This window comes from Streptomyces sp. NPDC048352, assembly GCF_040651895.1.
In the GTDB taxonomy this organism is placed as follows: Bacteria; Actinomycetota; Actinomycetes; order Streptomycetales; family Streptomycetaceae; genus Streptomyces.
In genome coordinates this window covers 1-13,523 of the sequence record NZ_JBEZKZ010000123.1, presented here as the reverse complement: position 1 = coordinate 13,523, position 13,523 = coordinate 1, and the positions used below count along the sequence as shown (strand labels likewise).

The 13,523-nt window shown below is 73.5% G+C and carries 12 protein-coding genes; 5 read left to right on the top strand and 7 right to left on the bottom strand.

The window, feature by feature from the left end; genetic code table 11:
* Positions 1–114: 114 nt before the first annotated feature.
* The 4 genes from AB0D45_RS33560 to AB0D45_RS33545 all read right to left on the bottom strand — a co-directional run bounded on the left by AB0D45_RS33560 (position 115) and on the right by AB0D45_RS33545 (position 4,338).
* The gene (locus AB0D45_RS33560) at positions 115–1,305 is read right to left on the bottom strand and encodes a GDSL-type esterase/lipase family protein (RefSeq protein ID WP_362466227.1); all 1,191 of its coding nucleotides are present in this window, start codon (positions 1,303–1,305) and stop codon (positions 115–117) included.
* A 335-nt stretch (positions 1,306–1,640) separates the two neighbouring features.
* Positions 1,641–3,260 (bottom strand): malate synthase A, encoded by a 1,620-nt coding sequence (gene aceB / locus AB0D45_RS33555; protein WP_362466225.1) that lies wholly within the window; start codon positions 3,258–3,260, stop codon positions 1,641–1,643.
* Positions 3,261–3,511: 251 nt separating this feature from the next.
* On the bottom strand, positions 3,512–4,165 hold the full coding sequence (locus AB0D45_RS33550) for a nucleotidyltransferase family protein (protein ID WP_361610467.1): 654 nt from the start codon (positions 4,163–4,165) through the stop codon (positions 3,512–3,514).
* Positions 4,114–4,338 carry a hypothetical protein gene (locus tag AB0D45_RS33545; protein ID WP_361610469.1) on the bottom strand — a complete coding sequence of 75 codons (225 nt, stop codon included), beginning with the start codon at positions 4,336–4,338 and terminating at the stop codon, positions 4,114–4,116. Before AB0D45_RS33545 ends, AB0D45_RS33550 begins: the two co-directional genes overlap by 52 nt.
* Positions 4,339–4,427: 89 nt before the next feature.
* On the opposite strand from AB0D45_RS33545, the gene AB0D45_RS33540 reads away from it, so the two are divergent.
* Positions 4,428–5,915, top strand: a complete 1,488-nt coding sequence (locus AB0D45_RS33540; RefSeq protein ID WP_362466221.1) for a PLP-dependent aminotransferase family protein — start codon at positions 4,428–4,430, stop codon at positions 5,913–5,915.
* 38 nt (positions 5,916–5,953) lie between these two features.
* Here AB0D45_RS33540 and AB0D45_RS33535 read toward each other — a convergent pair whose 3' ends face one another.
* Entirely contained in the window at positions 5,954–6,583 is a 630-nt protein-coding gene (locus tag AB0D45_RS33535; protein ID WP_362466219.1) for a response regulator transcription factor, read from the bottom strand.
* Positions 6,580–7,797 (bottom strand): sensor histidine kinase, encoded by a 1,218-nt coding sequence (locus AB0D45_RS33530; protein ID WP_362466216.1) that lies wholly within the window; start codon positions 7,795–7,797, stop codon positions 6,580–6,582. Before AB0D45_RS33530 ends, AB0D45_RS33535 begins: the two co-directional genes overlap by 4 nt.
* 134 nt (positions 7,798–7,931) lie before the next feature.
* Here AB0D45_RS33530 and AB0D45_RS33525 point away from each other — a divergent pair, with 134 nt between their 5' ends.
* Together AB0D45_RS33525 and AB0D45_RS33520 are read left to right on the top strand one after the other, a co-directional pair.
* On the top strand, positions 7,932–9,020 hold the full coding sequence (locus AB0D45_RS33525) for an FtsX-like permease family protein (RefSeq protein ID WP_362466230.1): 1,089 nt from the start codon (positions 7,932–7,934) through the stop codon (positions 9,018–9,020).
* On the top strand, positions 9,017–9,730 hold the full coding sequence (locus AB0D45_RS33520; protein WP_362466213.1) for an ABC transporter ATP-binding protein: 714 nt from the start codon (positions 9,017–9,019) through the stop codon (positions 9,728–9,730). The genes AB0D45_RS33525 and AB0D45_RS33520 overlap by 4 nt, the downstream gene beginning before the upstream one ends.
* Before the next feature lie 96 nt (positions 9,731–9,826).
* Here AB0D45_RS33520 and AB0D45_RS33515 read toward each other — a convergent pair whose 3' ends face one another.
* Positions 9,827–10,630 (bottom strand): IclR family transcriptional regulator, encoded by an 804-nt coding sequence (locus AB0D45_RS33515; protein ID WP_361610170.1) that lies wholly within the window; start codon positions 10,628–10,630, stop codon positions 9,827–9,829.
* A gap of 326 nt (positions 10,631–10,956) precedes the next feature.
* Between AB0D45_RS33515 and allB the strand changes: the two genes are divergently transcribed.
* Positions 10,957–12,300, top strand: coding sequence for an allantoinase AllB (gene allB, locus AB0D45_RS33510; protein WP_361610168.1), 1,344 nt, complete (start codon positions 10,957–10,959; stop codon positions 12,298–12,300).
* A gap of 23 nt (positions 12,301–12,323) precedes the next feature.
* Complete coding sequence (gene alc, locus AB0D45_RS33505; RefSeq protein ID WP_362466209.1) at positions 12,324–13,430, top strand: allantoicase; 1,107 nt, start codon at positions 12,324–12,326, stop codon at positions 13,428–13,430.
* Positions 13,431–13,523: the final 93 nt, after the last annotated feature.

The following is a 13,523-nucleotide window of genomic DNA, read 5'->3' as shown; positions in this document are numbered from 1 at the left end:
TGGTGCCGGCTGTTGGGCCGGACCCCCCCGTTTTCGGGGGCGGGGCGGCGCGGGGGGGGGGGGGGGGGGGGGGCGCCGTTCGTCGCCGAGCCCGCCCCGCGGTCCTCGTCCGTTCTACGGAGCGGCCGTCAGGAACATGCCGGTGTGGTCACCGCCGGCGGTGTTCTTGCAGCTGGAGGCCGAGCCCGCGGGCTGGGCCACGGCCAGGGCGAGGCAGCGGCCGACGGCCAGCTGCCCGAAGTGGTTAGGGTGCATGGACTCCTGGACCAGGCCCTGGGTCTCGTTGTTGTCGATCCAGCGCGCCCATTCGCTCGTCGCCGCCGAGGCGGGGACGGCGGAGGTCACCTGCTTGCTGGCCTTCGCGCACACCTCACGGCCCTGGAGCATGTCGCGCAGGTCCAGGAACTGCACGCCCTTGGCCGCCGCGACGCCCTTGATGCGGTTGGCGATCTGCGGGACCAGGGAGTCCCGGGCCCAGTCGGAGTCCCGGTTCCAGAAGGGGCAGCCGCCGGTGTTGAGGCGGCTCCAGTCGCTCTGGGTGTACCGGTTCTCGGCCCCCCGCGGGATCGGCGACGGGTAGGACTGCAGCACGACGCGGTACGCCGAGTCCGCGTACCCGGCCAGGCGCATCACCGCCCGGATCTCGTCGACCGACTTGCCGACGCCGGCCATGACCGCGTCGATCTTCTGGTCGACGCCGGCCTGCTGGTCGTCGTAGCAGTACGAGTTCCACAGGACGAAGTCGTACGCGCAGTCCTTGATGATGTCGGCGAAGCCGAGGTCGTTCCCGCCGATGGACAGCGCGATGACCTTCACGTTGCGGCTCGCGGCCACCGCCGCCAGCTGGTCGGCCTGCGGTGCCTCGCCCTTGTACGCCACGCCCCCGTTGGAGGCGCGGAAGACGTTCTGCGACGTCGCCCCGGAGCAGGCCAGGTTCACCGCCGTCTCGGCGACGGCCCCGGCGCTGAGCACCTCGGCCGAGTCCGAGCGGTGGCAGCCGCCCGCGGTGGCGCCGTACACCTTGGCGGGATCGTAGGAACTGCCGCTGAGCCACGCCCGGTCGGTGCCGTTCCTGCTGCCGCTGTTGGTCAGGCTGTTGCCCTTCCAGCGCCCGGCCTCGCCGGAGATGTAGCTGTCGCCCATGGACACCACCGCGGTGGGCCCCGTCCCGGGACCGGCCACCGCCGTCCCGGCCCCGCCGGCGAGCAGCGCGGCGGCGAGCGGGAGGACCAATCCGGCGCCGGCCAGTCGTCGCACACGACGTGGGACGGCCCGGCCCTTGCCGGCCTTTCGGAATCCGATCACTGCGGAACTCCTGCGGTCGGCCACGCCGAAGTCGGCACAACTTCGGTGCGTGGCTTGGAAAGTGGGGGTACCGCCGGCGCCGGTGGCATCGGAAAGGTGGCACGCGCCCGCTTGTTACCGCTAGGTACAGTCGGATTACGATGCCGTAACGCCCGACCGGTCGGTCGGGTGTCAAGGCCGGATCAGGTCAGGGCGGCAGGGACGGGCGGCGCCGTTCCGCTTCGCACGTGCTCACGCCCGTGCGGAAACGGCTCCGCCCCCGGCGCCTCGGGGGCGGCGGGGGCGGAGTCGGTGCTCGGCTGCTGTGCGATTCAGCCGAAGGGAGTGGTGGGAGGTCAGCCGACCAGCTGGTCGTACGCGGGCAGGGTGAGGAAGTCCGCGTAGTCGGCGTCCAGCGAGACCTGGAGCAGGAGGTCGTGGGCCTGCTGCCACTTCCCGGCCGCGAAGGCCTCGTCGCCGACCTCGGCGCGGATCGCCTCGAGCTCCTCGGCGGCGATCTTGCGGGTCAGTTCGGCGGTGGCGCGCTCGCCGTTCTCGAAGACGACTCCGGCGTTGATCCACTGCCAGATCTGGGACCGCGAGATCTCCGCCGTGGCGGCGTCCTCCATGAGGCCGAAGATGCCGACGGCGCCCAGGCCGCGCAGCCAGGCCTCGATGTAGCGGGTGCCGACCTGGACCGCGTTGCGCAGGCCCTCGTAGGTGGGCCGGGCGTCCAGCGAGTCGATCGCGATCAGGTCGCCGGGGGCCACCGAGACGTCCTCGCGGAGGCGGTCCTTCTGGTTCGGCTTCTCGCCGAGCACCGCGTCGAAGGAGGCCATGGCGATCGGGACCAGGTCGGGGTGGGCGACCCAGGAGCCGTCGAAGCCGTCGTTCGCCTCGCGGTCCTTGTCGGCCTTGACCTTCTCGAACGCGACCCGGTTGGCCTCGGCGTCCTTGCGGGACGGGATGAAGGCCGCCATGCCGCCGATGGCGTGCGCGCCGCGCTTGTGGCAGGTGCGGACGAGCAGTTCGGTGTACGCGCGCATGAAGGGGGCCGTCATCGTCACCGCGTTGCGGTCCGGCAGGACGAACTTCTCGCCGCCGTCACGGAAGTTCTTGACGATGGAGAACAGGTAGTCCCAGCGGCCCGCGTTCAGCCCGGCCGCGTGGTCCTTGAGCTCGAAGAGGATCTCTTCCATCTCGTAGGCCGCGGTGATGGTCTCGATGAGGACGGTCGCGCGGACCGTTCCCTGCGGGATGCCGACGTAGTCCTGGGCGAAGACGAAGATGTCGTTCCAGAGGCGCGCCTCCAGGTGCGACTCCGTCTTCGGGAGGTAGAAGTACGGGCCCTTGCCGAGGTCGATCAGGCGCTGGGCGTTGTGGAAGAAGTAGAGGCCGAAGTCCACGAGGGAGCCGGAGGCCGGGCCGCCCTCGAAGCGGAGGTGGCGCTCCTCCAGGTGCCAGCCGCGCGGGCGCATGACGACGGTCGCGAGCTGGTCGGCGGCCTTGAGGGCGTACGCCTTGCCGGTGCGCGCGTCGGTGAAGTCGATGCGGCGCTCGTAGGCGTCGATGAGGTTGAGCTGGCCGAGGACGACGTTCTCCCAGGTGGGAGCCGAGGCGTCCTCGAAGTCGGCGAGCCAGACCTTGGCGCCCGAGTTGAGGGCGTTGATGGTCATCTTGCGGTCGGTCGGACCGGTGATCTCCACGCGGCGGTCGTTCAGGGCGGCCGGGGCCGGCGCGACCTTCCAGTCGCCCTCGCGGACCTGTGCGGTGTCCGGGAGGAAGTCGAGCGTGGAGGTGCGGGCGATCTCGGCGCGCCGCTCGCCGCGTCGGGCGAGGAGCTCCGCGCGGCGGGGGGCGAACCGCCGGTGGAGCTCGGCCACGAAGGCGAGGGCCGCTTCGGTGAGGACTTCGTCCTGCCGGGGCAGGGGCTCGGCGTCGACGATGGCCAGCGGGGACGGCGCTGGTGCGGACATATCTGTCACTCCTTCAGCGGCGGTGCCTGGCGGCCGCGGGGAATGCTCGCGCGAGACGGCACGCAGTGCCGTCGGGTGTGGAGAGTTCCGGGTAACGGTCGCGGGCGCCGTCTGGGGGTTCAGGGCGCTTCTGACCAGTGGATAGTAATTTCCTCATGGTGGAAGTTCAATGGTTTGTTGATGTCGAGATTCTCTGAGTCGACAGATTCCGCTTGCCGGTGGCCCTCAGTGCCATCGCGGTCACGCCCCGCTCAGTCCAGACGGGCCAGGTCCGGCGGGGTGTCGATGTCGTACGCGGCCGCGACGTCCCCGCACTCCACCAGCATGACGTCGGCGGCGTGGTTCTTCAGGTGGACACGCGCACCCTGGTCGCCGGTCGCGGTCGCCGCGATGTCCGCCCAGTGGTCCGCGCCGAACAGCACCGGATGCCCGCGCTCCCCGTCGTACGCCGCTGCCACCAGGCTCGCCGGGGAGCGGTACGCCCGCCTCACCCGGGCGACCGCGGCCGGCCCGATGCCCGGCTGGTCCACCAGCGACACCAGGGCCGCGCCGGCCCCCGTACCGGCCAGGGAGGCGAGGCCCACCCGCAGGGAGGAGCCCATGCCCTCGGCCCAGTCCGGGTTGTCCACGACCACGCAGCCCGCCAGGTCGGCGCGCTCGCGCACCTCGGCGGCCGAGGCCCCGAGCACCACGTGCACGGGGCCGCAGCCGGCCTCGCGCAGCACGCGGACGGCGTTCTCCACCAGCGGGCGGCCGCGGTAGGGGAGCAGGGCCTTGGGCCGCCCGCCGAGCCGGCGGCCGCCGCCGGCGGCCAGGAGCAGGCCGGCGACGACCGGCGGAGCCTCGCCGGAGGTCACAGGGGCAGCGCGGTGGTCGGGTTCGGGGACGTGTTCGACTGCTGACATGACAGCGATTCTCGCCGCCGTTTCCCCCGAACGGGTGGGAGCCCCGTCAGCAGCCGCCGTACGGAGGCCAGCGCGGCCCCGAACCGCAGGGGCTCGCAGATCCGGTTCTCGGCGGCGGCCAGCAGGGCCCGCTCGTCGCGGTCGGTGAACACATCGTGAGACTCGTACGGCATGGCGGAGGACTCCTTGCCAATCGGGGGCCAATACCGCGAGTCTGGACCCTGATTGGCCTGGCAGGCAGAGCCAATCAGGGGAGGTTGGCATGGCAAACGGGCGAGTGGTCCATACGGCGGACAGGACGATGGGGAGCCGGCAGCTCGCGGCCCTGCTCCCGCCCGAGGTGCTGGCCCGCCCCGGCTACCGGGCCCTCGCCGAAGCGGTGCGCACCCTGATCCTGGACGGCCGCATCGCCCTGCACGTCCGGCTGCCCGCCGAGCGCGAGCTCGCCGAGGCCGTCGGAGCCAGCCGCGCCACCGTCACCGGCGCCTACGACCTCCTGCGCGAAGCCGGCTACGTCCGCAGCCGGCGCGGCTCCGGCACCTGGACCGAACTCCCCGACGGGCACGGCCCCGTCGGCGCCCACAACCTGCTCGGGGCGGGCGGCTACAGCGCCGACGGCGAGCCCGGCATCGACCTCGCCATCGCCGCGATGGGAGCCCCGGCCGACGCCCTCGCCGAAGCCCTCGCCTGGGCCGCTCCACGGCTGCCCGGGCTGGCGCGCACCCCCGGCTACCACCCCTTCGGGCTGCCCGAGCTGCGCGCCGCCGTCGCGGACCGCTTCACCCGGCGCGGGCTGCCCACCCGCCCCGAGCAGATCCTGGTCACCGCCGGCGCCCAGCAGGCCTTCGCCCTGGTCGTCAGCCTGCTGTGCCGCCCCGGCGACCGGGTCGTCACCGAGAACCCCACGTACGCCAACGCCCTCGACGCCCTGCGTCACACCCGCCTGCGCACCGGGTCCATCGCCGTCTCCGACGACGGCTGGGACATGGAGATCGCCGAGTCCACGCTGCGCCAGACCGTGCCGCGGCTCGCGTACGTGATCCCGGACTTCCAGAACCCGACCGGCGCCCTGATGCCGGAGGAACAGCGGCTGCGGCTGCTCGCGGCGACCCGGGCCACCGGTACCTGGCTGGTGGCCGACGAGACCATCGCCGACATCGCGCTGGACGTGCCGGCCCCCGCACCGCTGGCCTCGCTCGCCCCGAGGGCCGGCGCCGACCACGTGATCACCATCGGCTCCCTCAGCAAGACGCACTGGGGCGGCCTCCGGGTGGGCTGGGTCCGGGCCACCGCCAAGCTGATCGCCGAGCTGACCGCCGTACGGGTCTCCGCGGACATGACCGGTTCCGTGCTCGACCAGGTGGTGGCCCTCCCGCTGATGGAGGGCCTGGACCGGTCCCTGCCCGGGCGCCTCGACCAGCTGCGCACCCGGCGGGCGGCCCTGGTGTCCGCCCTCCAACGGCACACGCCCGAGTGGAGCTGGCGGCTGCCGCCGGGCGGACTCTCCCTCTGGGTCGACCTGGGCGAGCCGGTCAGCTCGGCCCTCGCCGAACGGGCGGCCGCCGCCGGAGTGCACATCGGCCGCGGGGCCCGCTTCGGGGTCGACCCGGGCACCTTCGAGCACCGCCTGCGGATCCCGTACACCCTGCCCGCCGACCGCCTGGAGGAAGCCGTACGCCGTCTCGCGGCGGCCTTCCACGACGGCGTGCCCCTGGCTCCCGGGGTGGAGCGGCCCTACTGGGTGGCGTAACCGTGCGGCCGCCCGCCCCGCGCGGGCGGCCGCTGCCCCTACGGCGTCCGGATCAGGCGGCGGGTGGCGGCCGCGGCGACGGCGGAGGTGCGCGAGTCGACGCCGAGCTTGGCGTAGACGTGCACCAGGTGGGACTTGACCGTGGCCTGGCTGAGGAAGAGCCGCTTGGAGATCTGCTGGTTCGACAGCCCGTCCGCGACCAGCTGGAGCACTTCCAGCTCCCGCTTCGTCAGCGCCTCCGCCGGAGTGCGCATCCGGTCCATCAGCCGCAGCGCCACCGCCGGGGCCAGCGCCGACTGGCCCGCCGCGGCCGTGCGGACCGCCGCCGCCAGCTCCTCCGGCGGGGCGTCCTTCAGCAGGTAGCCCGAGGCGCCCGCCTCCACCGCCGCCAGGATGTCGGCGTCCGTGTCGTAGGTGGTCAGGACCAGCACCCGGGGCGCGCCCGGGCGGGCCGTGATCGCCGCCGTGGCCGCCGAGCCGTGCATGCCGGACCCGAACTGGAGGTCCATCAGGACGACGTCCACCGCTTCGGCGGCGGCCAGTTCCACCGCCCGCTCCGCCGTCGCCGCCTCCGCGACCACCGCGAAGTCCGGCTCCGTGTCGAGCACCGCGCGCAGTCCGGCCCGGACCACGGGGTGGTCGTCGGCGAGCAGGAGCCGGATGGTCATGGTCGGGCCTCCACGGGCAGCGGCAGGGTGACGGCCACGGCGGTGCCCTGGCCCGGGTCGGACTCCACGGTGAACAGCCCGCCCAGCGACTCGGCCCGCGCGCGCATCGCGGGCAGGCCGAAGCCGCCCTCGCCCGGGGCGGCGCCGGAGGGGACGAAGCCCCGGCCGTCGTCGACCACGTCCAGGGTGACCGAGTCGTCCATGAAGGTCAGGGTGATCTCCGCCCGGCCGGCCCGTGCGTGCCGCACCACGTTGGCCAGCGCCGACTGGGCGATCCGCAGCAGGGCCACCTCGTACGGGGTGGGCAGCACCCGGAGGGTGCCGCTGACGGAGAACCGCACCCGCGGGCCCGGGATCCCCGAGCACAGCCGCTCCAGCGCTCCGGCCAGCGAACCGTGCTCCAGGTCCGGGGGCGTCAGGGCCCGTACGAAACGGCGTGCCTCGGCGAGGTTCTCCTGCGCGGCCTCCCGGGCCCGGGCGATGTGTCCGGCGGCCGGCGCGTCCTCGGGCAGCGTCCGCTCGGCGGCCCGCAGCAGCAGCTGGATGGAGGACAGGCCCTGCGCCAGGGTGTCGTGGATCTCCCGTGCCAGCCGCTCCCGCTCCGCCAGGATCCCCGCCCCCCGCTCGGCCGCGGCCAGCTCGGCCCGGGTGGCGATGAGCTCCTCGATCAGCTCGCGCCGGCGTTCGCTCTCCCGGTACAGCGCCTTGTATCCGAGCACCGTGGCGACGGCCACCGCCCCGCCCAGCACCGGCCCGAGGAAGGCGCCCGGACTGACGGAGCCGCTGTGCGCGAGGCCGCCGTGTCCGAGGGAGGCGCCGATCGCCGCGCAGGCGGTCGCGGCGACGGCCGCCACGCCCCAGCGCAGCCGCAGCAGGTGCAGCTCCAGGAAGTACAGCGGGAAGGCGATCCACAGCCCGTCGGGGGAGACGGCGAGCAGCGCGGCCCACACCGCGCCCACCCCGGCCAGCCACAGTCCGGCGGCCCGGGCCGAGCGCCGCACCGCGGGGGCGCGTACGCCCGCCGCGTACACGGCGGCCAGCAGGGCGCAGAGGCCGTACACCCAGCCGGCGCGGGGCGCGGGGCCGGCGGCGGCCCGGGCTGCGGCCAGCGCGAGCAGCCCGAACAGCAGCGCGTGCAGGCACAGCCCCAGCACGCGCGAGACGGGGGTCAGGGCGCGGGAGGGGCGGGGGCGGGGAGGCGGAGCGGCAGACATCGTCCGACCAGCGTAAGCGGGCCGCCCGGGACCCCGGTCAATCGAAAGTTCGATGTCCGCGTGCCACCTTCGACAGCAGGATGTCTACCGTGGCGCGACGCCCCGGGCCCGCCTCCGAGACCAAGGTGGGGGACATGTTCGTCGCATGGAGAGATCTACGGTTCGCCAAGGGCCGCTTCGCCCTCATGGGCTCGGTCGTCCTACTGATCACGCTGCTGGTCGGCCTGTTGTCCGGGCTCACCTCCGGACTGGCCCGGGAGAACGTCTCGGCCGTCACCGGGCTGCCCGCCTCACGGCTGGCCTTCGCGGCGCCCGCCGGGGACCAGGAGGTCTCCTTCACCCAGTCCCAGCTGCCGGAGCGCGCGTGGCGGGCCTGGCGCGAGCGGCCCGGGGTCGCGCTGGCCCAGCCGCTCGGCATCCGCACCACCAACGCCGTCTCGGGGCAGCGCACCGCCGCCGTCTCCGTCTTCGGCGTCGAGGCGGCCGGCCGGCTCGCACCCGCCGGGGCGGGCCTCGCCCGGGGGAGGATCGTCCTCACCGAGAAGGCGGCGCGGGAGCTGGGCGGCCTCACCGCCGGGGCCAAGGTCAGGATCGGTCCGCTGGAGACGACCGTCGCCGCCGTCTCGGGCACGGCCGCCTACAGCCACACCCCCGTCGTCTGGATGGACCTGGCCGACTGGCAGCGCGTCGGCAACCCCGGCACGGCCACGGACACCGTCGCCACCGTCATCGCCCTGGACGGCTCCGGGGACGCGGACTGGGCCGCCGGCGACCGCGCTGCGGGCACCGAGACCCGGACCGTGGACGAGGCCCTGGGCGCCATAGGGTCCTACCAGGCCGAGAACGGCTCGCTCCAGCTGATGCGCGGCTTCCTCTTCGCCATCTCCGCCCTGGTCATAGGGGCGTTCTTCACCGTCTGGACGATCCAGCGCAGCGGTGACATCGCGGTGCTGAAGGCCCTGGGGGCCTCCACCCCGTACCTGCTGAAGGACGCCCTCGGCCAGGCCGTCGTGATGCTGACCATCGGCGCCGGGGCCGGGACCGCGCTCGCGGCCGGCGCCGGAGCCCTCATCAGCGGCGGTGACGTGCCCTTCGTCCTCGACGCCGCCACCGTGCTCGTCCCCGCCGCGATCATGATCGTCCTCGGGGTGCTGGGCGCGGCCCTGTCCATCCGGCGGATCACCGCCGTCGACCCGCTGACCGCCCTCGGGAGCGCCCGATGACCCTGCTCGTCCACGACGTCACCCTCACCTATCCCGACGGGGACGGCCGCCTCACCGCGCTGGACGCGGTGTCGCTGGAGGTGCCCGCGGGCTCCCTGACCGCGATCGTCGGGCCCTCGGGCTCGGGGAAGTCCAGCCTGCTGGCGGTGGCGGCCACCCTGGTCACCCCGGACTCCGGCCGGGTGGTGGTCGCCGGCCGGGACACCACCCGGCTGGGCCCCGCCGAGAAGTCGGCCCTGCGCCGGGAGGAGCTCGGCATCGTCTTCCAGCAGCCGAACCTGCTGGCCTCGCTGACCGCCGCCGAGCAGCTCCAGGTCATGGCCCACCTCTCGGGCCGCCCCTCCCGGCAGTCGCGCCGCCGCGCCCTGGAACTGCTGGCAGCGGTGGGCCTGGCCGACAAGGCCGACAAGCGCCCGCACCAGCTGTCGGGCGGCCAGCGCCAGCGCGTCAACATCGCCCGGGCCCTGATGAACGAACCGGCCGTGCTGCTGGTCGACGAGCCCACCAGCGCCCTCGACCACGAGCGGGGCGCGGCGGTCCTCGACCTGCTGGTCACCCTCACCCGCGAGCGCTCCACGGCCACGGTGCTGGTCACCCACGACCGTGCCCACCTGGACCGGGTGGACCGTACGGCGACCATGGCCGACGGCCGCCTCACCTCCGGGCCGCGGCCCGCCGAACCCTCCTCCGCGTCCGTCCCGGCGGCCTGAGCGCGCGTCCGCGGGCCCGCACACGCGAGAGCCCCGGCGCCCCCCACAGGGGGAGGGGCGCCGGGGCTCTCGTACGCGCGTGCGCGCCTTAGGGGCCTACGCCGGGCTCTGGCTCTGCAACGCGACCGACAGCTCGGCGGCCACGCCCTGGAGGATCGGCACGAAGGACTCGGCGACCGCCTGGGTCACCCGGCCGGCCGGGCCGGAGATGGAGATCGCGGCGGCGGTCGGCGAGTCGGGCACCGACACGGCGAGGCAGCGGACTCCTATCTCCTGCTCGTTGTCGTCGACCGCGTAGCCCACCTTGCGGACCTGCTCCAGGGCGTCCAGGAACCCCTCGGGCGTGGTGATGGTCTTCTCGGTCGCGGCGGGCATGCCGGTGCGCGCCAGGAGGGCGCGGACCTCGTCGGCGGGGGTGTGGGCGAGCAGCGCCTTGCCCACGCCGGTGGAGTGCGGCAGCACCCGGCGGCCGACCTCCGTGAACATGCGCATGGAGTGCTTGGACGGCACCTGGGCGACGTAGACGATCTCGTCGCCGTCGAGCAGGGCCATGTTCGCCGTCTCCCCGGTCTCCTCGACGAGGCGGGCCAGGTAGGGGCGGGCCCAGGTGCCCAGCAGCCGCGACGCGGACTCGCCGAGGCGGATGAGCCGGGGCCCGAGGGAGTAACGTCGGTTGGGCTGCTGGCGGACGTACCCGCACGCGACGAGGGTGCGCATCAGGCGGTGGATGGTCGGCAGCGGCAGGCCGCTGGCGGCCGAGAGTTCGCTGAGTCCGACCTCACCACCGGCATCGGCCATGCGTTCGAGCAGATCGAAGGCGCGCTCGAGGGACTGGACGCCACCGCCGCCGGCGGTGGGCTTGGCGGAAGCGTCGGTGGTGCTGGCGCTGGACGTCGGCACGGCGCGGTCCTTTCGGTGCTGGCAGGCAAGGAAGCAGCCTACCGGTCGGTCGGCGTCGGCCCTAGAGCCGGGGCCTCGCCGTCCTCGCCGGTCAGAGGTGGTTTGTCCGGGTGGTGGACGTCCTCGGAAAGTTACCCGCCCGCTACCGGTGGTGGTAGCTACATTCTGGATAGCGAAATCCTAATTCCATCCTGTGGAAACATCCAATTGGGGCGCGAACGTGCCGACAGTCCCTCCGGGCGCTCTTGACTGGCCCCGGATCGGGGTGAAGACTCCGTCAACAGAACGTTGAATTTCGCTCTGTGGAAGTAGATGGGGAGGTTCCGGTGGCCGACGTGGCTGTGGAACTGGTACTGCGCTCGACGCGCGTCATCACCCCCGAGGGGACGCGCGCCGCCTCGGTGGCCGTCGCCGGCGGGAAGATCACGGCCGTGCTGGCGCACGACGCCGAGGTACCGGCCGGAGCCCGGCTCGAGGACTTCGGCGACGACGTCCTGCTCCCCGGCCTGGTGGACACGCACGTCCACGTGAACGACCCCGGCCGCACCGAGTGGGAGGGCTTCTGGACGGCCACCCGCGCCGCCGCCGCCGGTGGTATCACCACCATCCTCGACATGCCGCTGAACTCCCTCCCGCCGACCACCACGGTCGACAACCTCCGCGTCAAGCAGGAGGTCGCCCGGACGAAGGCGCACGTGGACGTCGGCTTCTGGGGCGGTGCGCTCCCGGACAACGTCAAGGACCTGCGCCCGCTGCACGACGCCGGCGTCTTCGGCTTCAAGTGCTTCCTGTCGCCCTCCGGCGTGGACGAGTTCCCGCAGCTGGACCAGGAGCAGCTGGCCACCTCCCTCGCCGAGATCACCGGCTTCGGCGGCCTGATGATCGTGCACGCCGAGGACCCGCACCACCTGGAGTCCGCCCCGCAGACCCCGGGCCCCAAGTACGCCGACTTCCTGGCCTCCCGCCCGCAGGACGCCGAGAACACCGCGATCCAGAACCTGATCGACCAGGCGAAGCGGCTGAACGCCCGCGTGCACGTCCTGCACCTCTCCTCCGCCTCCGCGCTGCCGCTGATCGCCGCGGCCAAGGCCGAGGGCGTGGCCGTCACCGTCGAGTCCTGCCCGCACTTCCTCACCCTCACGGCCGAGGAAGTCCCGGACGGCGCCACCGAGTTCAAGTGCTGCCCGCCCATCCGCGAGGCCGCCAACCAGGACCTGCTGTGGGACGCGCTGGCCGACGGCACCATCGACTGCATCGTCTCCGACCACTCGCCCTCCACCGCGGACCTGAAGACCGGCGACTTCGCCACCGCGTGGGGCGGCATCTCCTCCCTCCAGCTGGGCCTCCCCGCCATCTGGACCGAGGCCCGCAAGCGCGGCCGCACCCTCGAAGAGGTCGCGCGCTGGATGTCCACCGCCCCCGCCGCGCTGGCGGGCCTGGCGGCCAAGGGCGCCATCGAGGCCGGCCGTGACGCCGACTTCGCGGTCCTGGCCCCCGAAGAGACCTTCACCGTGGACCCGGCCCACCTGCACCACCGCAACCCGGTCACGGCGTACGCGGGCAGGACCCTGCACGGCGTCGTGAAGTCCACCTGGCTGCGCGGGCGACAGATCGCCGACCACGGCACCCCGACCGAGCCCACGGGCCTCCTCCTTGAAAGGCAGAACTGACAGTGGCACAGCGTTCGACTGGATTGGCTTCCTTCACCGGTAACGCGAACCCGTACGGGGGCGGCGACCCGTACGCGGACTACCGCACCGCGGAGTTCCCCTTCACCCAGTACGCGAACCTCGCGGCCCGTGAGCTGGGCGCCGGTGTCATCGCCGCCAACGACGAGTTCTTCGCCGAGCGCGAGAACCTGCTCATCCACGAGGCCCCGCACTTCGACCCCGAGCACTTCGGGCACAAGGGCAAGGTCATGGACGGCTGGGAGACCCGCCGCCGCCGCGGCGTGTCCGCCGAGCAGCCCTGGCCGACCGCCGAGGACCACGACTACGCCCTGATCCGCCTCGGCGCCCCCGGCGTCATCCGCGGCATCGTCGTCGACACCGCCCACTTCCGCGGCAACATGCCCCAGGCCGTGTCGGTCCAGGGCGCCTCCGTCGAGGGCTCCCCGACCGCGGAGGAGCTGCTGTCCGAGGACGTCAAGTGGACGACCCTCGTCGAGCGCACCCCCGTCGGCGGCCACGCGGCCAACGGCTTCGAGGTCGACGCCGAGCAGCGCTTCACGCACCTGCGCCTCAACCAGCACCCGGACGGCGGCGTGGCCCGCCTGCGCGTCTACGGCGAGGTCCGCCCCGACCCGAAGTGGCTCGCCGCGCTGGGCACCTTCGACGTCGTCGCCCTGGAGAACGGCGGCTCCGTCGAGGACGCGTCCAACCGCTTCTACTCCCCCCCGACCAACACCATCAACCCGGGCCGCTCCCGGAAGATGGACGACGGCTGGGAGACCGCCCGCCGCCGCGACAACGGCAACGACTGGATCCGCTACCAGCTCGTCGCCGAGTCCGAGATCCGCGCCGTCGAGATCGACACCGCCTACCTCAAGGGCAACTCGGCCGGCTGGGCCTCACTGTCGGTCAAGACGGGCGAGGACGGCGAGTGGACGGAGTTCCTGCCGCGCACCCGCCTGCAGCCCGACACCAACCACCGCTTCGTGCTGGACGCCCCGGCGGTCGGCACGCACGTACGGATCGACATCTTCCCGGACGGCGGCTTCTCCCGCCTGCGGCTGTTCGGTTCGCTGACGGAGGCCGGCGCGGCGGCGCACGCCGCCCGCCACCAGGAGCTGGGCGGCTGAGTCCGCCCCGTCCGACCGCCCCGGGGGCCGACACCCCCGGGGCCTGGCACGGCCCCGTGGGGCGCACCGCCCACGCGGGGCGGCCCCCCGGGC

What these genes read in the sequence shown, in the direction of transcription:
- AB0D45_RS33550 (WP_361610467.1), bottom strand. Translation starts at nt 4,165, where the DNA reads ATGTCAGCAGTCGAACACGTCCCCGAACCCGACCACCGCGCTGCCCCT.
- AB0D45_RS33540 (WP_362466221.1), top strand. Translation starts at nt 4,428, where the DNA reads ATGGCAAACGGGCGAGTGGTCCATACGGCGGACAGGACGATGGGGAGC.
- AB0D45_RS33535 (WP_362466219.1), bottom strand. Translation starts at nt 6,583, where the DNA reads ATGACCATCCGGCTCCTGCTCGCCGACGACCACCCCGTGGTCCGGGCC.
- AB0D45_RS33530 (WP_362466216.1), bottom strand. Translation starts at nt 7,797, where the DNA reads ATGTCTGCCGCTCCGCCTCCCCGCCCCCGCCCCTCCCGCGCCCTGACC.
- AB0D45_RS33525 (WP_362466230.1), top strand. Translation starts at nt 7,932, where the DNA reads ATGTTCGTCGCATGGAGAGATCTACGGTTCGCCAAGGGCCGCTTCGCC.
- aceB (WP_362466225.1), bottom strand. Translation starts at nt 3,260, where the DNA reads ATGTCCGCACCAGCGCCGTCCCCGCTGGCCATCGTCGACGCCGAGCCC.
- AB0D45_RS33520 (WP_362466213.1), top strand. Translation starts at nt 9,017, where the DNA reads ATGACCCTGCTCGTCCACGACGTCACCCTCACCTATCCCGACGGGGAC.
- AB0D45_RS33545 (WP_361610469.1), bottom strand. Translation starts at nt 4,338, where the DNA reads ATGCCGTACGAGTCTCACGATGTGTTCACCGACCGCGACGAGCGGGCC.